Annotated in this window: 3 protein-coding genes; 1 reads left to right on the top strand and 2 read right to left on the bottom strand. The window is 62.4% G+C overall.

The genetic code is table 11. The features are described from left to right. Window positions 1-878 (top strand): histone deacetylase family protein (locus tag EOA85_RS31510; protein WP_164760006.1); only part of this gene is annotated, 878 nt, incomplete at its 5' end. A gap of 7 nt (window positions 879-885) precedes the next feature. Here EOA85_RS31510 and EOA85_RS31505 read toward each other — a convergent pair. Next, complete coding sequence (locus tag EOA85_RS31505) at window positions 886-2,151, bottom strand: cysteine desulfurase-like protein (RefSeq protein WP_127212340.1); 1,266 nt, start codon at window positions 2,149-2,151, stop codon at window positions 886-888. 53 nt (window positions 2,152-2,204) lie between these two features. Next, window positions 2,205-2,918: aldo/keto reductase (locus EOA85_RS31500; RefSeq protein WP_127212339.1), on the bottom strand; the 714-nt coding region annotated here is incomplete at its 5' end.

Here is a 2,918-nt window from a genome sequence, read left to right as displayed (position 1 = left end):
ATCACGGGCCAGGACCGGTTGCGGCGGTGCATACGCCCGAATATCTCGATTTTCTCGAGCACATCTTTGTGCGCTGGCAGCGCATCGAAGGCGCTTCGGCGGAAGTGATCCCCAACATCCATCCGATCGCGCGGGGCGGCTCCTATCCGGCCTCAGCGGTCGGCCAGGCCGGCTATCACATGGCCGACACCGCTTGCCCGATCTCAAGGGAGACCTGGCAGAGCGCGCTGTGGAGCGCTTGGAGCGCGGTCGAGGCCGCTGAGGCCGTGATGTCAGGCGCACCGGCTGCCTATGCGCTCTGCCGTCCGCCTGGCCACCACGCCTTTGCGGACGTCGCCGGCGGCTTCTGTTTCATCAACAATTCAGCGGTCGCGGCACAGACGCTCCGCAAGAATGCGGCGCGGGTGGCAATCCTCGACGTCGATCTGCATCACGGCAACGGCACGCAAGGCATTTTCTATGCGCGACCGGACGTGCTCACCGTCTCGCTGCATGCCGATCCGGTGCGCTTCTACCCGTTCTTCTGGGGTCATGCCGACGAACGTGGCGAAGAGGCTGGCCTCGGCTACAATTTCAACCTGCCGCTGGCGCGCAAATCCGGCGACACCGCATTCCTCGACGCGCTGGATGTGGCTTTCCAGCGTATCCGCGCCTTTGCGCCGGAAGCGCTTGTCGTGGCGCTCGGCCTCGACGCCTTCGAAGGCGATCCGTTCGGCGGACTGTCGGTAACGACACCGGGCTTCTCGCGCATCGGCGAGGCTATCGCCGGCGTCGGCCTGCCGACGGTCATCGTGCAGGAGGGCGGCTATCTCTGCGACGAGCTCAGCGACAATCTTACTGCCTTCCTCACCGGCTTCGGCGGCAGCAAGAAGCGGTGATGTCGGATCAGGATCGCTCCTGTCGCAGCATCGCGATGACGCGATGCACGCTCTCCAGTGTCTCGTCGACTTCGGCCGCCGTATTGTAGTGAGCGATGCCGATGCGCACCACGCCCTGTTCGGGCGGAATGCCGAGCTGGTGGACGATTTCCCAGGCATAGTTGTGGCCGGACCACAGGAAGATGTTTTCCGCATTCATCTGTCGTATGATCGTCTCCGGCACGATGCCGTCGACGGTGAAGGAGACCGTCGGGACGCGCTCCCCGACACGCGCCGGATCGGTAATGCCATGGATGGTCAGGCTTGAGACAGCCGACAGGCCGTCCATCAGCCTTTGCGCCAGCGGGTTCTCATAAGCTATTGATCTTTCGAAGGCCTTGGCGACCCTGGCGCGGCGCGAGCCGCCATCGCCTGCCGCCGCGCCGAGTTCCGCAAAGTAATCGACCGCGGCCGTCAGTCCGGCCATCAGCTCGATCTGCGGCGTGCCGAGTTCGAACCGCTCCGGCAGAGCATTGGACGAACAGCGGCATTTATACGGTTTCAGCGCATCGATGACATCCAGCCTGCCCCATAAGATACCCAAATGCGGCCCGAAGAATTTATAGGCCGAGCAGATCAGGAAATCGCAGCCGATATCCCTGACGTCGATCAGGCCGTGCGGCGCGAACTGAACGGCGTCGACATAGACCAGGGCGCTGGCCTGCTTGGCAATGCCGGTCAGCGCCTTCACCCGGTTAATCGAGCCGGTCAGATTGCTGGCGTAGTTCAAAGCGACGAGCCGGGTTCTGTCGGTGAGCAGCGTAGCAAGCGCCGCCTCCTCGATCTGCCAGCTCTGCTCGTCGAAAGGCAGCCAGCGCACGACAAGGCCAAGGTCTTCGGCCAGCTGCAGCCACGGAGATACGTTGCCCTCGTGATCCATGCGGGTGAGAATGATTTCGTCGCCCGGTTTCATCGTGCGGCCGAGCGTGCGCGACATGTGATAGGTCAGAGTCGTCATGTTGGCGCCGATGATGATTTCCTGAGGGCTCGCAGCAGCCAGGAAATCGGCCATCGCCGCATGGGCGTCATCGACGATTTGTTGCGCTGCGATCGTGTTTTCGAAGAATCCGCCGAGATTGGCGTTTGCGGTCAGCAGGCAGCGTGACACCGCGTCGGCAACCGCTTGCGGCACCTGCGTGCCGGCAGGGTTGTCGAGGTAGATGCGGCGACGGCCCTTGTCGGTCAGCGACAGGGCCGGAAATTTCTCGCGCACGGCATCGACCGGAAAATCCATTTCTGCCCCTTCCCGTTGTAATCATTTGATAACTTCGCTACCGGCCGTATTGCTCACGGACAGGGGTTGCCGACACGCTGGTGGATTGCATCGACCGCCTTCTGCATGTCCTCGGTCCAGACGACATCGGCGCAAGACAGCGCCATTTCGAGTTGCGAAATGGTCGTCGCGCCGATGATGCTCGAGGTGACGAAAGGCCGGCTCGTGACATAAGCGTTGGCAAACAATGCCGGCTCCATGCCGAAAGAGCGCGCCAGCTCGTTGTATTCAAGCTGCGCTTCCGCGGCGTTGGGCGTCTCGTAGCGCTGGCCCCGATTGAAGAGCTGCGAGCGTGAGCCTTGCGGCCGCGCGCCATGATCGTATTTGCCGGTGAGATAGCCCTGCGCCAACGGCGAATAGGGCAAAAACGAAACCTGTTCGCGCTCGCAGACTTCGGCGAGATTCACCTCGAAGCTGCGGTTGACGAGATTATAGGCGTTTTGCAGCGACACCAGGCGTGGACCGAGGCCCTTGTCAGCTTCGGCGATGAACCGCATGACGCCCCAGGAGCTCTCGTTCGACAGACCGAAATGGCGGATTTTTCCAACCTTCACCAGTTCGTCGAAGACGGCGAGGGTCTCGGTGATCGGCGTCTCGCCAGCCGGTGCGCCGACGGAATCGGCTCGCAGCGGCACGGCACCGACACGGTTCGGGTTGGCGCCCCAAGGCACGTCCCGCTCCGGCCAATGGATCTGATAGAGATCGAAATAATCGGTGTTGAGCCTGGT

Source organism: Mesorhizobium sp. M5C.F.Ca.IN.020.29.1.1 (assembly GCF_003997375.1).
GTDB classification, from domain to species: domain Bacteria; phylum Pseudomonadota; class Alphaproteobacteria; order Rhizobiales; family Rhizobiaceae; genus Mesorhizobium; species Mesorhizobium wenxiniae.
The sequence above is the reverse complement of the archived record's forward strand: the minus strand, read 5'-3'. Positions and strand labels throughout refer to the sequence as shown.